This is a genomic window from Streptomyces sp. NPDC055078 (assembly GCF_053607985.1).
This window is the reverse complement of record NZ_JBSGUP010000114.1, coordinates 1-16,343: the sequence shown is the minus strand read 5'-3', so window position 1 is coordinate 16,343 and position 16,343 is coordinate 1. Positions and strand designations below refer to the sequence as shown.

Below are 16,343 nucleotides of genomic sequence, written 5' to 3'. Positions count from 1 at the left end.
CGATGTCGAGCAGGACCTCGTCCCGGTCGACCTTCACGATGACGCCGTCGACGATGTCGCCGTCGTTGAAGTACTTGATCGTCTCGTCGATCGCGACGAGGAAGGCTTCCGCGTTACCGATGTCGTTGACCGCTATGACGGCAGGCGCCAGGCCGGGATCCGGGAGCACAGCGACCGCGGCGACCACGCTCCGCCCGCCCTGCCGAGCGGCCGGGCGCAGCCCGGCGAGGCCGAGGGCGGCGGCGCCGGGCACGCCCGCCCACACGACCGTGCCGGCGGTGTTCGCACGCCCGACCGTGCCGGCGGTATTCGCCTCCGGGCGCCCGGCGACCAGGGTGCGGCACGCGGCGTACACGCTCCGCACCAGCCGCGCGACCGGATGGCCCGCGCCCAGCAGCGTCGTCACCCGCCGTGACTCGGCGGCCAGGGATTCGGCGATCCGGGCCACCGTTTCCCGGTCGTCGGTGGTGCGCAGATACTCCAGCCGGGCGACCGCGAGATTGCCGCAGGCGGCGAGCGTGTGCGGATGGACCTCGCCGAGCCGTCCGGCCAGTCTGCTGCTGACGGACTCCAGCACCGCGACCGAGCGGTCGAGCCTGGCCGCCGATCCAGCCGCCCGCGCGCACTCCACCTGGACGGCCGCGAGCTGCCCCTGGAGCACCAGGGAGCGCGGGTGGTCCGCGCCGAGCATCGCGGACAGCCGCTGGCCGGCTGTCTCCAGCACCCCGGACGCCCGCTCCAGCCCTTCGGCGGAGCCCTCGTCCCGGGCGGTCTCGGCATGGGCCAGGGCGAGCCTGGCCAGGGCGGCGAAGCCACGCGAACCCACCGTTCGAGGCGCGCGCAGCACCTCCGCCGACGCGGCGGTCAGTTCGTCCATGGCCGCACCGATCTCCCGGGCCGAGCCGGTCCGCCGCGCGACACTCAGCTCGACACCGGCCAGCAGCTCGCGCAGCTCCGCCGGAGGCTTGCGCCCGCCGATGTGCTTACGGGCCTTGGCCAGCCAGTCCTCGGCGGCGTCCGGATCCTGCTGGGCGACGCTGACGGCGGCCAGATTGGCGAGGGTGCGGGCGACGGACCAGAAGTCACCGCCCCGGTGGCGGCGGGTCTCCTCCAGGACGCGCCGCGCGTCGTCGGGGCGGCCGAGCGAGACCGCGAGGGAGGCGAGCCGGCCGGTCCACTCCCCCGAGTCCGGCGCGTCGTGCCCCCGCCACTCCAGCAGCCGTCCGACGACGGTCCGGCATTCGTCGTAGAGCCCCAGCTCGTACAGCAGCCAGGCCAGCCGGGTCACCGAGCGCGCCGACGCTCCGTCGTGCACGGGGACGACGCCGCCGCCGGGCCGGTCGACGTAGTCGGCGAGGGCGGGCCCGACGGTGGTGCCGAGGCCAAGGGGATCGCCCACGGCCGCTTCGGCGCAGGCGAGGGCGTCGTCCAGTGTCTTGATCACGCGTCGCCTCCCCGCCGCGGGATGGTGGAACGCACGGCCGTCGCCATGTCGTCCAGGAACGCGACGCGGAAGGGTGTCGTGTCCAGTTCGTCGACGAGGTTCTCCGCCGCCAGGTGGTTGAGGAACCGCAGGCCCTCCTCCGTGGCCGCGAACGCCGCCGCCCGGTCGGGATCCGAGGCGGCGACCCCGGCGACCGCTTCGGCGGGGGTCGCCGGTACGGGCAGCGCGGCATCGCCCGTCCTGGCCGGTCCCGGGGCGTGCGGGTGCGGTCGCTCCAGGACGGCGGACCCGGTGGGCGGGTGGACATGACCGGGCCCGGGGCGCGCGGCCCCTTCGCCGTAGCCGGGCCCGGCGCCCTGACCACTCTGACCACCCGGTGCCGGCGAGTCGTGCGCGCCGGGCGCTTCGGTCGTGTCAGACGCCGCGGGCGCCCCGGTCGCTTCGGTGGCTTCGTTCGCTTCGGTGGCTTCGGGCGCTCCGTCAACGAGCCACTGCGCCAGGCACAGCGCGGAGAGACCGTCGAACACCTCCATCGCACTGCCGATGGCCCCCGCGACCAGCGTGTCGGCGCTGCCCTCCTGTGGGTGCCCGGCGATCTCGGGGGGCATCAGGATGCCGACCAGGGCGAGTTCCTTCGCGGCGGTGTGGCGCTCCACCGGGCCGCCGCCGAAACCCGCGTAGTCCTCCGGCACTTCCTCGGGGGTGAGCCGGATGGCCTTGATCCAGGGCCCGTCCCGGTAGCGGTGTTCGGCGGTGACCTCGTCGATCGTGCCCGTGAGCCGCCGGTGGAGCTGGGTCGGCCGGTACGGCGCGAACCACTCGTCGCCCTTGACCGCGTGGTCCATCGACGGGGTCGCCAGATCGTGTCCCGGCCGGGCGGCCACCGAGATCAGCGCCAGCCCGCTCGTACGGCTCACCTCCACCAGAGTGCCGTCGAGCCGGTCACCGTTGGCGGTGTAGAGAAGCAGCGCCCGCTCGTCCTCGGGCAGCTCCCGCAGACAGGGCTCGGCCGTCAGTACGAAGAACCTGTTCAGAAGCGTGCCGCCGCCGAGCACCGTCTCGCCCGCGCATATGACGACCCAATACTCTTCGTGCCTCATGGATGACCCCGGGTCCGCCCGGCCGGGTCGCGGCCGGGTAGCTCAACTGCACTGTCCTCACGCAAACTTGAGCGTACCGCCGTACTCCCCTCGCCAGGGCCGGTTCCGTAACGATCCGTTCCCGCCCGTGTCCGCGCACCCGTCGGGTTCCGCCCCGTCTCCGACCGGGCCGCCCCGTATCGCCCCGGCCCGCCCCGTATCGCATCGGGCGCCCCTGCCACCGCTATCCCCGCACCGCGCGGCGGGCGCCGGCGATGACAGCGGTCGCGAGCAGCCAGCCGGAGAGGATCAGGAAGACGGCCACGGCCTTGTCGGCGCCGACCGGGTCGAAGGCCGAGCGGTAGCCGAGGGAGGCGACGGGCACCAGCAGATCGAGGGAGTACAGCACCGGATCCCAGGCCCGCCCGCCGCTGCGGCCCGCCGGTGGCGGAGTACGTCCGGCGAACCACGCCGACCCCGCCCCCGCCAGGCAGACGAGCCACAACAGCGCCCGGCGCGGCGCGTATCCGTAGCCGAAGAGCGCATCCTGGACGCCGCCCCAGAGCCGCCCGGTGAACCCTTCGCTCAGGCGCAGCCGCTTCTCCCGTCCGTGCCGTACCGTACGCGCGGCGCGCTCGTCGCCCGACGCCTCGTAGGACGTGGCCAGTTGCTCATACGAACCGGCGCTGACCTGCGGATCCCTGCCGAGCCAGCGCAGCCGGTCCTTGACCCCCACGGGTTCGGTGGAGCCCAGGCGCTGGTAGACGAGCCCTTCGAGGTCGAGGTTCCCGGGCGCGGGCCAGCTGGCGGGCGCGTCGATGAGCGCCCCCAGCCGGGCGTCCCGCAGGATGACCGGTCCGGCCGGTGGCTCGCGCAGATCGAGCCGCAGCCGGGGGGTGGCCAGCCTGCTGAGTATCAGGGCGCCCGCCGGGGCCTCCAGCACGGCGTCGTGGAAGGTGACGACGGTGTCGACTTCGGCACCGCGCAGCAGTACCTGTCCGGTCGTACGGAATCCCCAGTCGGCGTGCAGACCCCGGCCGCAGGCGAGCCCGGTGGCGTCCAGGCCGCCCACCCGGGCTCCGTTGAGCCCGAACGCGTGGGCCACCCGGGCGTCGCGCAGATACAGGGCGCCCGGCGCCGTCAGGTCCCGGGCCTGGATCGACGCCTCCACCTTCAGCCGGGGGGCGTAGACGGACCACTGGCCGTCGGAGTGGACGGCGAGTTCATGGGCGATGAGATTGCCTTCGATCCGCGCGTCGGGCAGCCGGACCGGCGCCTCGGCGTGACCCTCCACTCTGCGTGTCACCCTGGTGCGGTCGCCCGCGCCTCCGGGGTCCACCAGGGGCACGGCGCACCCGGCTCCGGTGCCGATCCGCGCCCGGGTCAGCCGCAGATCGCCGCCGACCACGAGGCGGTCGCCGTGCAGGGCGGGGAACGCGGAGCTCGTCAGATCGAGGGTTCGGACGCTCAGTCCGCGCAGTTCGAGCGGTCCGGTGAAGTGGCAGTCGATCAGTTCCAGCTCGAAGTCGAGCCGGCGCAGTCCCAAGTCGAGTCCGCCATCCACCCGTGCGCCGCGTATCCGCAGTCTCTCCCGCTGCCCGCCGTACGACAGGATGGCGTCGCTCAGGTCCTGGCCCGTGACCGTACGCCCCCGTCCCGCGTTCCGCAGCACCCGTCCGGCCCGGCCTCGGCGTGCCATCGCCCATCTCCCCCTTGGTTCCAGGTGACTTGGGACGATTCTCCCCGCCCGGAGGTCCGTTGGCGCCGTGAGTTTCGGGGAGACTGGGACCATGAACGACTCGGGATTCGCGGTGTTCGGTACGGAGGTCGCCACGGCGCTCGCCGAGTGGCAGCGCAATACCGGCTGTGAGCTGGAATTCATCGAACCCCTCGACGGGGCGGGCAGCGGCGCCCGGCTGGTGTACGCCTATGTGGAGGACCCTCGTCCCGACCACCGGGCCAGGAAACTGATCCTGAAGCTCTGCGCGCCCGACGAGGGGGCCCGGTTCGAGGCCGGGCACCACCGGCGGGCCTGGCAGTCCGGTCCCGTACCCGCCCCGGGCGGGACCGATTTCCCCACCAGGCATCTGGTGGCCCAGGAGTACGACCCACTGCGGGTCGCGGGCACCTGGCTGATGTTCCAGCGAATCGCCTTCGACCGGGACGGCCGTGAACTGACGGCGCTGAAGGACGTACCGTCCCGTCAGGCGCGGGCCAGGGTGGGGGCCGCTGTCGTCCGCTCGATCCTGGAGGACTGGAATCCGGATGAGCGGCGCGGCCCCGGCATCACCCCGGAGCTGTTCGTCGACGAGATCATCGGTGCCCACCGGCTCAGGAGCGACAGCGCGCTCAAGGGGTGGCTCCGCCGCAATGTCCCGGATGCGGAGCGCGCCTGGATCACCCTGCCGGGGCGGGGCGTTGAGCTGCCCAATCCCCTGCCGCTCGCGGAGGCGTCCCCGCTGGCGGGCAGAAGACTGCCGTACGCCGCCCGGGGCCGTGCCCATGGGGATCTGCACCCCGGGAACATCATGGTGGTGACCGTGCCGCAGCTCGCTCCCGAGCGCTACCGGCTGGTGGACCTCTCCCGGTTCTCCCCGGGGGCTCTGCTGGCCCGTGACCCGGTCCATCTGATGCTCTGTCTGCTCGCCGACTATCTGCCGGGGTTGCCCGGCCCCGCCCGCGACCAGTTGCTGGGGCTCCTCACCACGACCGGTCTGTCCGGGGAGCCGGAACCGCCGTCCGATCTCGTCTCGCGCGGGCTCCATGAGCTGCTGGACACGATGGCCGAGGCCCCCGCGAACTGGCTGTACCAGCGCCAGGTGACACGGGAGTGGCAGTTCCAGCGTCTGCTGGCCCTCCAGGCGTGCGCGCTGATGTTCGTCGCGCGCGAGAGCGTCGGGGAGCGGGAGCGGTGGTGGTTCCTCGAACTGGCCGCACGGGCGTGTGCGGCGTTTCTGCGGGTGACCGAGGGCCTCGGCGCACCCCGGCAGAACGCCTCGGCGCCGCCACCGGATCCCGCCGCGTCACCACCGGATCCTGCCGCGTCACCACCGGACCCTGCCGCGTCACCACCGGACCCCGCCGCGTCGCCACCGGCGCCTCGTCCGCCGTCCGCCGGGCCCGGTGAACCGCCTCCCGGGGCCGGTACGCCGCTTCACGGCGGACGGGGCGGACCGGGCGAGCGGGGCGGCGGGCAGGGTGCTCCGGCGGGCGGACCGGGCACGGCAGGCGGACCGGGCGCGGCGGGCGAACCACCGGGGGCACCGCGGGCACCGGGCAGCTCGTCCGGGGCCCCGGCCGGCTCCCGTGTCGCCGTCCCGGCCGCGTACGAGCACGCGGAACCCCCGGCGGCGCACGAGCAGGCCCGTACGGCGGGGGCCGGCCCGGCCGCTCCGGCCCTCGTGGCGGAGCGGGGGACCCCCGCGCCCGTCCCTGCTCTCACTCCCACCACTCCCACCGCGGTGTTCGAGGACATCGGGCCCGAACTGCGGCGCAGACTGGCGGAGTGCAGCGACCCCGGCCGTGACCGGCTCCTGCGGGAGTCCCTGATGATCGTCATTGTCCGCTGCGACCATCTGCGCAAGCACACCGAGGCGCTGGCCCTGGTCACACCCCCCACGGCCCAGGGCAGCCGGCCACCCAGCGGGCCCGCCGCACATCTGGAGTCGGCCCTCGTCCTGATCACCACCGTGCTCAAAGCCGCGGAACGGCTGCGGAACGACGCCGGGGCCGGGGTGCCGCGCCCCGTACTGGAGGAGAGCCGCAGCCGGTTCACCGGCGCCCTGCACACGCTGCTCGATCAGGCGGGGGCGCATCTGGCGGCGGGAGAGCGCACCGAGGACATCGCCGCGCCCGGGCGGCCCACGGGGATCGGCGGGGCCAGGATCGACGATGTGTTCGTGGGCAAGCGCGACGCCGCCGTACTGCTCGGTGTGCGGGTACGCAACCACGGCGGCAAGCCGGTGAGCATCACCCGCGCCACCATCCGGGTGCTCCGCAGATCTCCGTATCTGGCGGCGTACACGGCCGCCTCGGGGCACGATGTCGTGATCGGCACGGAGACCGACAATCATCTCGACGTCGCCTGGTCGCTGGGCCCCGGCGAGCGGGACATGTTCGATATCCGGGTGGGCTTCACCAGCCAGACAACCGGGTGCGCCTTCGAGGCGAAGCTGATACTGGATTTCCATGGTGAAGGCCGCATGATTTCCGACTCCTTCGCCTTCGATTCCTGCTTCGACTGAGGGACCGGCACCCACCCCGCCGGTTCCGGTCTCCCGCGCGCCGGAATGGCGGAGATCCACCGTTTGCCGCGCCGCGGCGGGTGACTGGCGTGCGGGGGCCTTGGCCTGGGAGCCCGTCTGCCGGAGACTGTGCCGATGACGCAGCGCGTGGATCTCGCGACGGTGATGGACCGGCTGGCCATCGATGAGTTGGTCACCAACTACGCGGTGGCCGTCGACGACGCGGACTGGAGCGCCTACCGGGCTCTGTTCACCGCGGAGGGTCGAGTGGACTACCGCAGTTCGGGCGGGATCGAGGGCCCGGCATCCGAGGTCGCCGACTGGATGGCGGAGAGCTTGCGGATCTTCCCCGTACGCCAGCATCTGATCGTGAACCGGCGGCTGCGCCTCCAGGATCTGGGCGGCTATCCGGGCGACGGCGCCGAGATCCAGGCGGACTATGTGAATCCGATGCGGCTGGAGTCGGGCGATGAGTATCTGTCCGGCGGCCGGTACGCCTTCGGGGCGCTGCGTACGGACCGGGGCTGGCGGCTGAGCAGTGTGGTGATCCACGAGAAGTGGCGACGGGGTACGGGGACGCTGTCCGGCGACTGAGGCGTCACGCCCCGGACACGGCTGCCGGGCCGCGTCGGTGTCGGTGCCCGGTGTCGGTGCAACCGGGCCACGTGGTGTTGATGCGCCGGCCACGTGGTGTTGATGCGACTTTCGTTCGCGCTCACACTGGAGGGCACGCGGCAGGACGAGGAGGCGCGGGATGCGGATTCCGGTCGGCCGACCCCGGCGGGGGGAGCGCGGGGGGCGTACGCGGCCCGCGGGCCGTGGCTCCCCGGGCGAAGGCGAGCCGCTGCCCCGGTGGCTGCCCGGCACTCCCCGCGGGCGGGCCGCCATGGCCGTGGTCGCGGGCGCGCTGCCCGCGCCGGCCTTCCCCGAGCCGTCGCTCTGGTGGTTCGCGTATATCGCGCTGGTGCCCTGGCTGCTGCTGGTGCGGACCGCGCCGACCGGCCGCCGGGCGGCCGTCGAGGGCTGGCTCGGCGGCATCGGCTTCATGATCGCCATGCATCACTGGCTGGTGCCGAGCCTCCATGTCTTCCTGGTGGTGCTGGCCGCGCTGCTCGGGCTGATGTGGGCGCCCTGGGGGTGGCTGGTCCGCTCGATGCTCGGCGGGACGCCGTCCCTCGCGCGTGCCGCCGCCGCGCTGGCGGTCGTGCCCTCGGGCTGGCTGATGATCGAGCTGGCCCGGTCCTGGGAGGGCCTGGGCGGCCCCTGGGGTCTGCTGGGCGCCAGTCAGTGGGAGGTGCCGCCCGCGCTGCGGCTGGCTTCCGTGGGCGGTGTATGGCTGGTGAGCCTGCTGGTGCTGGTGGTCAACACCGCGGTGACTGTGCTGATAGCGGTGCCCCGGGCGCGTACGGTCGCGGTCGGCGGCGGGGTCGTCTGCGCGCTGACGACGGCGGCGGTCTGGCTGTGGGCGCCGCGCCCGGAGCAGTCGGGGCGGGCCCGGGTGGCGGTCGTACAGCCCGGGGTGATCGGAGGGACCGACAGCGCGGACCGGCGCTTCGACCGCGGTGAGGAACTGACCCGCCGGCTCATCGGCCAGGATGTCGACCTGGTGGTGTGGGGTGAGAGCAGTGTGGGCGCGGATCTGCGCGAACGCCCCGATCTGGCGGCGCGGCTCGCGGTGCTCTCGCGCGCGGTCGGGGCCGAACTGCTGGTCAATGTGGACGCCCGGCGCACCGACCCGTCCGGCGCGTCCGGCGACGGCGGGATCTTCAAGAGTTCGGTGCTGGTGGGCCCGGAGGGGCCGACCGGGGACCGCTACGACAAGATGCGACTGGTGCCCTTCGGCGAGTACGTCCCGGCGCGTGAGCTGCTGGGGTGGGCGACCTCGGTGGGCAAGGCGGCGGGTGAGGACCGGCTGCGCGGCACCCGCCCGGTGGTGATGGCGCTCCCGGACGGCGGCCCGCGCCTCGGCCCGCTGGTCTGCTTCGAGTCGGCGTTCGCGGATATGAGCCGGGAGCTGGTCCGCGACGGCGCCCAGCTGCTGGTGGCCCAGTCGGCGACCTCGTCGTTCCAGGGCAGCTGGGCGCCGGAACAGCACGCGTCGCTCGCGGCGCTGCGGGCGGCCGAGACTGGCCGGCCGATGGTGCATGCCACGCTCACCGGGGTCAGCGCGGTCCACGGCCCCGGCGGCGAGCGGATCGGACGGACGCTGGGCACCGAGAGCAGCACGGCGGCGGTCTACGACATCCCGCTGGCGCACGGGACGACCTGGTACGTCGGATTCGGCGACTGGCCGGTCCAGGGCGCGCTGGCGGTCCTGGTGTCGCTGGGCGCGGTGGCGGGCACGCGCCGGTTCAGGCGGCCTGCTCCAGGGCCCGCAGCACGACCCGCTCACACAGCTCATGAGTCCGCAGCGCGTCCTGTGCGCTGAGGAACTTCCCCGCGCGCACGGCGTCGAGGAAGGTCGTCACCGACTGCTCGATCCCGCGCTGGCGGGGGACGGGCACCCAGTCGCCGCGGCGGCGGACGCTCGGCTGCCCCTTGTGGTCGATGATCTCCGCCAGATTGCGCACCTCGCGCTTGGAGTCCTGGCCGGAGACTTCGAGGATCTCCTCGGCGGAGCCGCTTCTGCGGTTCATCGAGCCGATGGCGGTGAAGCCGTCGCCGGAGAGCTGGAGGACGACATGGTGCATCAGACCGTCGACGATCCTGGCCCGCACATCGGTGTGCTCGACGGTGCCCGGCACGAGGAAGCGCAGGGTGTCCACGACATGGATGAAGTCGTCCAGGACCAGGGTGCGCGGGTCCTCGGTGAGGCCGACGCGGTTCTTCTGCATGAGGATCAGCTCGCGGGGGTGCTCCAGGCACTGGGCGTAGCCGGGCGCGAGCCGGCGGTTGAAACCGACGGCGAGGCTGGTGCCCCGCGATTCGGCGAGGCTCACCAGCCCTTCGGAGTCGGCCAGTTCATAGGCGAGCGGTTTGTCGACATAGGTCGCCACGCCCGCTTCCAGGAGCGCGGTGGTGATCACGGCGTGATCGGCGGTGGGCGCGTGGACGAAGGCCGCGTCCAGCCCCTGGGCGAGCAGTGAGCCGAGGTCGGCGTGGCGCCGCCCGGCGGGGATGCCGTACCGCTCCGCGACCCGGGTCAGGGTGGCCGGGGTGCGGGTCTGGAGGTGCAGTTCGATGCCCGGCAGCGCGGTGAGCACGGGCAGATACGCCTTCTGCGCGATGTCGCCGAGACCGATGCAGCCGACCTTCACTGGGAACTCCCTCGCCTCGCCCGCGTCTGGGCATGTCTTCCGGACCTTGCTGGACACGCGCGCCCCCCGGCACGGCGCCACTCCCCCGTCACCCTGCGGGAACGGGGTCTCCCCCGAAGCTCCCCGGGTCCGATCAGCATACGTGTGCGGGGGCCGTCGCCAGTCGTCGATTCCACGCCACCGGCTGCCCCCCGATCCCGCCCTGTCCCGACGCGCCGCGCCGCGTCGCGTCGCGGAACGGGCTCGGCGAGGTGCCGCGTGGACGCTCCGCGAAGGGCCGCCGCCCGGTGAGTGACGGGCTCACAGCGGCCACCCGGCGGGAACCCTGTCACCCATGAGGGCCACAGCGGGTCCGTACGGCGGTGAACACGCCCCGGACCCACCAGAGTTGCCCGCGTGCACCGAACGACAACCACCGTGAAGACCCTGGCCGGGATGGCCCTGTGGGCCGCGTCCGGGCTGGCCGTGACCGGCTGTGTGGCCGTGGAGCCACGGCCCGCGCCACCGCCGCCCCCGGCCCGCAGCCAGCTCCCGGCACCGGTCGTGAGCCCGCAGATCGCCCAGCGCCCGGCGCGCGAGACGCTTGAGCGCGCCCCCGGGGAACCGGCCTCGACCGCACCCGCTCCCCCGCCCTCGGCCCGGGAGCCCGCGCGGCGGCCGAAGCGGCCCCAGCCGCGCACCGCGCCCCACCGCCGCGCCGGCCGGCCTGCCGCCCCGCCACCAGCCCCGCCCCGGCCACCGGCTGCCCCGCCCGTGCCCGTCCGCGTCCCGGACATCTGCGCGCTGAGCGAGAGCCACGGCGCCTGGAGCCCGGACAGCCCCCAGGCCCGGACCTGCCGGGATGCCTACAACGGCCGTGGCGGGTACGGCGGCCCGAGGACCTCCGGCGGCCCGGGGGTGAACTGGCCCTGACCGCAGGCCGGGCGTACGGCCCCGGGCACGGTCTGGCCCTGAGCCCGGGCGGACGTACGACCTGGGGGTGGCCCCAACCCGACCGACCCCACACCGGACGTACGACCGGACCGGGACGCGTGAGCCCGGGACCGCGTACGGGACCGAGGCCGGGATACGGGGACCGGGACTACGGGGCCGGGCCCCGCCCCGGCCCGCCCCGCCCCGGCCCCATCATCAGCCGCACCCCCGGGCCCGTTCACGGGCCCCGTCACCGTCACCACCGGCCCGTTCACCCGCCGGGCAGGGTGCGTGCCAGCCGCTCGATGGCGGTACGCACCCCATGGCCGTATCCGTCGTCCTCCAGCGCGTGCGCCGCCTCGCGTGCGCGGTCGAGGTGGACCCGGGCGGCGTCCGGGCGCCGGAGCTTGAGATAGTCGGCGGCGAGGTTGAGGTGGAGCGAGGGGTAGAAGGCCCGGACGGCGAGGGCCGACGGGTGCCCGGTCTGTCGCTCACCGCGCAGGCACTCCGCCGCCGTCAGCGCCCTCAGGTCCCAGGCCAGCTCGTCGCCGGGGTCGTCCTGGGTGTCCGCCATATAGTGCGCGAGGGTGCAGCGGTGGAGGGCGTCCCCCTGCTCGCCGAGCTGCGACCACAGCGCGGCGAACCGATTCCGCGCCTCCTCCCGGTCGCCGGCGTGCAGCAGCATGACCGCCTGCCCGATCCGGGTCATGACGACGTCGTCCGACGCCTTCTGCTGCTCCATCACTGCGGCCTCCCACATCGATCCGGCGAATGCGGGGGCCCGGAGGCGATGAAGGGGTCATGCTCCGGGGAGACACCCGCAGCACGACGCTAGCGGCCATGATGGACAAACCCGGACAGGCTCGGGTGCTTCACCCGAGCCCGTCAGCCGGGCGCACGAGTCCCCGAACTCCCGACCGAACCCCCGCTCCGCCGGACGCCGGACGCCGGATCAGCCGCCCCTCGGTGTGCGCTGAGCGCGTTCGGTGCCCCCGGCGCGTCCGTGCCCCCGGCGCGCTCAGCCCAGATCGGGGATGCGCCAGTCGATCGGCTCGTGCCCCTGGGCCGCGACCGCCTCATTGATCCGGGTGAACGGATGCGAGCCGAAGAACTTCTTCGCGGACAGCGGCGAGGGGTGCGCCCCCTTCACCACGACATGCCGGCTCTCGTCGATCAGAGGGAGCTTCTTCTGCGCGTAGTTGCCCCACAGGACGAAGACGGCCGGGTCGGGCCGCGAGGCCACCGCCCTGATCACGGCGTCGGTCACCTTCTCCCACCCCTTGCCCTTGTGGGAGTTGGCCTCGCCCGCCCGCACCGTCAGCACCGCGTTGAGCAGCAGGACGCCCTGCCGGGCCCAGGGCATCAGATAGCCGTTGTCCGGGACGGGCAGGCCCAGCTCGGCCTGCATCTCCTTGTAGATGTTCCGCAGGGAGGGCGGGGTCCTGACGCCGGGCCGGACCGAGAAGCACAGACCGTGCCCCTGCCCCTCCCCGTGGTACGGGTCCTGGCCGAGGACGAGCACCTTCACCTTGTCGTACGGCGTGGCGTCGAGGGCGGCGAAGACCTCCTCGCGCGGCGGGTAGACCGGCCCCTTGGCCCGCTCCTCCTCGACGAACTCGGTCAGCTCCTTGAAATAGGGCTTCTGCAGCTCTTCGCCGAGGACGCCGCGCCAGGACTCGGGCAGCAGGTCGGTGTCGGTCACGTCAAGAACCTCCGGAATGTGATCAGTTACCGACCACAGAACCTACCCGGCCCCACTGACAACGGCCCCTGACCTCCGAAAACCGGTCCCACAGCCGGTCCCACAGCCGGCCCCACAGCCGGTCCGCGCAACCGGTCCCGCGACCGCATCCCGAACCGGCTCGCCGCGCCGTTCCCGACCCCGCCGGATACCCGGGCGCCCGGGAACGCCCCCGGATGCCCGGATGCCCTGGTGTCCGGGAGCGCCCTGCCCGGCGCCCCCGGCCGACCGGGTGCGATCCGCTACCAGCTGGCCTTGCGGTACAGCTCCCACATCTGCATGACCGTCTGCGGATCGAGGGCGCGCTCGCCCCCGGCGATCTCCTCGCCGACCGCGACATACAGCTTGCCCTGCCACAGCGGCAGCAGCCGGACATCCTTCGCGAGGATCTCCTGCGCCCGCTCGAAGTCCTTCGCCACCGCGCCGCGGTCGCTCTCGCGCCGGGACGAGGGGAGCAGGTCCCTGGTGATCTCGGGCTGCTCGTAAGGAGTGGCGAGCACATTGTTCTCACCGACGAACGGCGCGATGAAGTTGTCCGGGTCCGGGAAGTCGGGGAACCAGCCCCGGCCGAAGACGGGGTAGGCCCCTGCCCGGTACCCCTGCTGGAAGTCCTTCTCCGGCTTGCCCTGTACAGTGATCTTGAACAGCCCCGAGGCTTCGAGCTGCCGCTTGATTTCCTCGAACTCCGGCTTGGTCGCGGAGCCATAACGATCCGTGGTGTACCAGAGATCCAGCTCCACCGGCTCGTCGATCCCCGCGTCCGCCAGGAGCTTCTTCGCCTTGGGGACGCTCGGTTCGCCGTAGCGGTCGAAGAATTCGGTGGTGTGCCCTGCGATGCCCTTGGGGACCATCGAGTACAGCGGTTCGGCCGTACCCTGGTAGACCCGGGTGATGAGGGTTCCGCGATCGATGATCTGGGCGATGGCCTGCCGTACGGCGAGCTTGCCCGCCTTGCTGTCCTTCGGGTTGAAGACCAGATAGCGGATATCGGCGCCGACCGTCTCCACAAGCCGCAGATGATCGTTCTCCGGCAGCTTCTTCTGGAACTCGACGACTTCGCTTGAGGTCAGTCCGCGGTAGGTGACATCGATCCGCTTCTCTTTCAGGGCATCGACCATGCTCTCGGAATCCCTGAAGTATCGAATCGTTATCGCGTCGTTCTTGCGCTTGGCGAAGCCGTCGTAGATGGAGTTCTTCCTCAGCTCCGCCTTCTTGCCCCTGGAGTACGAACTGAGCGTATAGGGCCCCGATCCGGTCAGACCGCCGTCGTCGCGGAGTTTGGTCGACGGGTACTTCTTCGGCGGGACGAGGGAGGTGGCCGGGGTGGCGAGGATGAACGGGAACGTGGCGTCGGAGGTCTTGAGGTGGAACTTCACTTTCAGCTCGCCGACCAGCTCGATACTGCCCAGTGAGCCCAGCATCCCGCTGGGGCCTCCCGGCACATTGATCAGACCGATCCGGTCGATGGAGTGCTTGACCGCCGCGGCGTCGAGCTTCTCGCCATTGGAGAACGTCAGCCCCGGCCGCAGTTCGCACTCGAACAGCTTGTTGGCGGCGTCCGCGAACCGGCAGCTCTTCGCCGCGTCGGGCTGCGGAGTGGTGCTGCCGGTGGGGAAGCTCAGCAGCGTCTGGAAGACATTGCGGTACAGCTCCCACGACCCGTCCCAGGCGGCGGCCGGGTCGAGAGTGGTGGGCTCGCTCATGGTGCCGACGGTTATCTTCTTCTTGCTGTCCGCTTCCGCGTCGGAGAACAGACCGCACCCCGCCAGCAGGGATATGGACGCCAGGGCTGCAGCGGCCTGCAGACAGGTCCGGTAGAACACGTGCACGCTCCTCGTTCAGCCACGGATCGGCCGACCATACCGCAGCGCCCTGCCGGGTCAACCTGAACTCCCGGCAGGGCACTTGGCATTGAGCAACACATGACGCTGTCCGCTCAGTGCACTCCGGCATTGAGGAACATACCGCCGTCAACGACGAGAGTCTGCCCTGTGATCCAATCGGATTGCTCCGAAGTGAGAAAAGCTGCCGCGCCGCCGATGTCCTCCGGCATTCCCAGGCGCCCCAGCGGGTACGCGGCGACGACCTCCGCCTCCCGCCCCTCGTACAGGGTCCCGGCGAATTTGGTCTTGACCACTGCGGGCGCGATTGCGTTGACCCGCACCCCCGGCGCGAACTCATGCGCCAGCTGAAGGGTCAGATTGACCATGGCGGCCTTGCTCATACCATACGCGCCGATGAAGGGCGAAGGCGCCAGTCCCGTCACGGAGGCGATATTCACGATCGCGCCGCCGTTCTCCTTCTGCCACGCGCGGTACGTCTGCTGGGCGAAGCCGAGCGCCGAGATCACATTCGTCTCGTACACCTTGCGCACGACATTCAGATCCAGCTCGGCGATCGGGGCGTAGACCGGGTTCGTCCCGGCGTTGTTCACCAGGAAGTCGATCCGGCCGAAGACCTCCATCGCGCGCGCCACGGCCACGGCCTGGTGGGCCTCGTCATGGGCCTTGCCCGCGACGGCGATCGCCCGGTCGGCGCCGAGCCGCTCCACTGCTTCCTTGAGCGCGTCCTCACCCCGGCCGGTGATACACACCCGGTCGCCCCGGGCGACGAACGCCTCGGCCACTCCGTAGCCGATGCCCCGGCTGGCGCCGGTGATCAGCGCGACCCTTCCGCTGTCGGGTACCTCTGCGGTCATGTCCTTCACCCCGGTTCAGTTGAGAGGTCCGCCGGCCACGTACAGCACCTGGCCGGAGACGAAGCCCGCGTCGTCGCCCGTGAAAAAGGCGATCGCATTGGCGATGTCCTCGGGGTGCCCCACGCGCTGGACCGGGATCTGGGCGGCGGCGGCGGCCTGGAAGTCCTCGAAGCCCATGCCGACGCGGGCCGCGGTCCGGGCCGTCATCTCGGTGACGATGAAGCCGGGGGCGACGGCGTTCGCGGTGATGCCGAACTTGCCGAGTTCCTTGGCGAGTGTCTTGGTGAAGCCCTGGAGACCGGCCTTGACCGCCGCGTAGTTGGCCTGACCCCGGTTGCCGAGCGCGGAGGACGAGGAGAGGGAGACGATACGGCCGAAACCGGCGTCCACCATGTGCTTCTGGCAGGCCCTGGCCATCAGGAACGCGCCCTTGAGATGCACGTTCATCACGGTGTCCCAGTCGGACTCGCTCATCTTGAAGAGGAGGTTGTCACGGAGCACGCCGGCGTTGTTGACGAGGATCGCGGGCGCGCCCAGTCCGTCCGCGACGCGCGCCACGGCGGCCTCCACCTGGGCGGCGTCGGACACGTCGCAGCCCACGGCGAGGGCGGTGCCACCCGCCTCGGTGATCTTCCCTACCGTGTCCGCGCAGGCGGCTTCGTCGAGATCGAGTACGGCGACGGCGCGGCCATCGGCCGCCAGCCGCACCGCGGTGGCGGCGCCAATACCGCGGGCCGCGCCGGTCACGACGGCGACACGCTGCTCGGTGGTGGACATGCTGACTCTCCTCGCCCTTGAGTGCGGTTCGCCCGGGACGCCCGCACTCCCGTATCGTCCGGGCGCATGAGCGACCGCTTAGTACCTTCGGCAGTCGAGACGCTAGAAGCCTTGTCTGTTTTTTTAAACTGCAGACCGGGGTGATGTTCGTTTAAGTTTTCCTTTCGGTTTTAAAGTTTAGTTATGGAATG

13 protein-coding genes are annotated in these 16,343 nt (G+C 72.0%); 4 read left to right on the top strand and 9 right to left on the bottom strand.

All coding sequences use genetic code 11. From position 1 onward, the window contains the following. From ACWF94_RS12905 to ACWF94_RS12895, 3 genes are all read right to left on the bottom strand, one after another. Positions 1 to 1,444: hypothetical protein (locus tag ACWF94_RS12905; RefSeq protein ID WP_453487398.1), on the bottom strand; the 1,444-nt coding region annotated here is incomplete at its 3' end. Continuing rightward, complete coding sequence (locus ACWF94_RS12900; protein WP_453487397.1) at positions 1,441 to 2,544, bottom strand: hypothetical protein; 1,104 nt, start codon at positions 2,542 to 2,544, stop codon at positions 1,441 to 1,443. The genes ACWF94_RS12900 and ACWF94_RS12905, both read right to left, overlap by 4 nt. 223 nt (positions 2,545 to 2,767) lie before the next feature. Beyond that, positions 2,768 to 4,222 (bottom strand): hypothetical protein, encoded by a 1,455-nt coding sequence (locus ACWF94_RS12895; RefSeq protein WP_453487396.1) that lies wholly within the window; start codon positions 4,220 to 4,222, stop codon positions 2,768 to 2,770. A 91-nt stretch (positions 4,223 to 4,313) separates the two neighbouring features. On the opposite strand from ACWF94_RS12895, the gene ACWF94_RS12890 reads away from it, so the two are divergent. The 3 genes from ACWF94_RS12890 to lnt all read left to right on the top strand — a co-directional run bounded on the left by ACWF94_RS12890 (position 4,314) and on the right by lnt (position 9,195). Then, complete coding sequence (locus ACWF94_RS12890; RefSeq protein ID WP_453487395.1) at positions 4,314 to 6,767, top strand: hypothetical protein; 2,454 nt, start codon at positions 4,314 to 4,316, stop codon at positions 6,765 to 6,767. Between the two features lie 135 nt (positions 6,768 to 6,902). Continuing rightward, complete coding sequence (locus ACWF94_RS12885) at positions 6,903 to 7,361, top strand: nuclear transport factor 2 family protein (RefSeq protein ID WP_453487394.1); 459 nt, start codon at positions 6,903 to 6,905, stop codon at positions 7,359 to 7,361. A 160-nt stretch (positions 7,362 to 7,521) separates the two neighbouring features. Next, entirely contained in the window at positions 7,522 to 9,195 is a 1,674-nt protein-coding gene (gene lnt, locus ACWF94_RS12880; protein ID WP_453487393.1) for an apolipoprotein N-acyltransferase, read from the top strand. Here lnt and ACWF94_RS12875 read toward each other — a convergent pair. After that, the gene (locus ACWF94_RS12875; protein ID WP_453487392.1) at positions 9,119 to 10,024 is read right to left on the bottom strand and encodes a Gfo/Idh/MocA family protein; all 906 of its coding nucleotides are present in this window, start codon (positions 10,022 to 10,024) and stop codon (positions 9,119 to 9,121) included. The two genes, lnt and ACWF94_RS12875, sit on opposite strands and share 77 nt — an antisense overlap. A gap of 396 nt (positions 10,025 to 10,420) precedes the next feature. Here ACWF94_RS12875 and ACWF94_RS12870 point away from each other — a divergent pair, with 396 nt between their 5' ends. Further along, positions 10,421 to 10,936 carry a hypothetical protein gene (locus ACWF94_RS12870; RefSeq protein WP_453487391.1) on the top strand — a complete coding sequence of 172 codons (516 nt, stop codon included), beginning with the start codon at positions 10,421 to 10,423 and terminating at the stop codon, positions 10,934 to 10,936. 271 nt (positions 10,937 to 11,207) lie between these two features. Here ACWF94_RS12870 and ACWF94_RS12865 read toward each other — a convergent pair whose 3' ends face one another. The 5 genes from ACWF94_RS12865 to fabG form a co-directional block, all read right to left on the bottom strand. Then, complete coding sequence (locus ACWF94_RS12865) at positions 11,208 to 11,681, bottom strand: hypothetical protein (RefSeq protein WP_453487390.1); 474 nt, start codon at positions 11,679 to 11,681, stop codon at positions 11,208 to 11,210. A 273-nt stretch (positions 11,682 to 11,954) separates the two neighbouring features. After that, the gene (locus ACWF94_RS12860; protein ID WP_453487389.1) at positions 11,955 to 12,638 is read right to left on the bottom strand and encodes a uracil-DNA glycosylase; all 684 of its coding nucleotides are present in this window, start codon (positions 12,636 to 12,638) and stop codon (positions 11,955 to 11,957) included. 281 nt (positions 12,639 to 12,919) lie between these two features. Then, positions 12,920 to 14,500, bottom strand: a complete 1,581-nt coding sequence (locus tag ACWF94_RS12855) for an ABC transporter substrate-binding protein (RefSeq protein ID WP_453487388.1) — start codon at positions 14,498 to 14,500, stop codon at positions 12,920 to 12,922. A 113-nt stretch (positions 14,501 to 14,613) separates the two neighbouring features. After that, on the bottom strand, positions 14,614 to 15,375 hold the full coding sequence (locus ACWF94_RS12850; RefSeq protein ID WP_453487387.1) for an SDR family oxidoreductase: 762 nt from the start codon (positions 15,373 to 15,375) through the stop codon (positions 14,614 to 14,616). Positions 15,376 to 15,390: 15 nt separating this feature from the next. After that, positions 15,391 to 16,152 carry a 3-oxoacyl-ACP reductase FabG gene (fabG, locus tag ACWF94_RS12845; RefSeq protein WP_453487386.1) on the bottom strand — a complete coding sequence of 254 codons (762 nt, stop codon included), beginning with the start codon at positions 16,150 to 16,152 and terminating at the stop codon, positions 15,391 to 15,393. Positions 16,153 to 16,343: the final 191 nt, after the last annotated feature.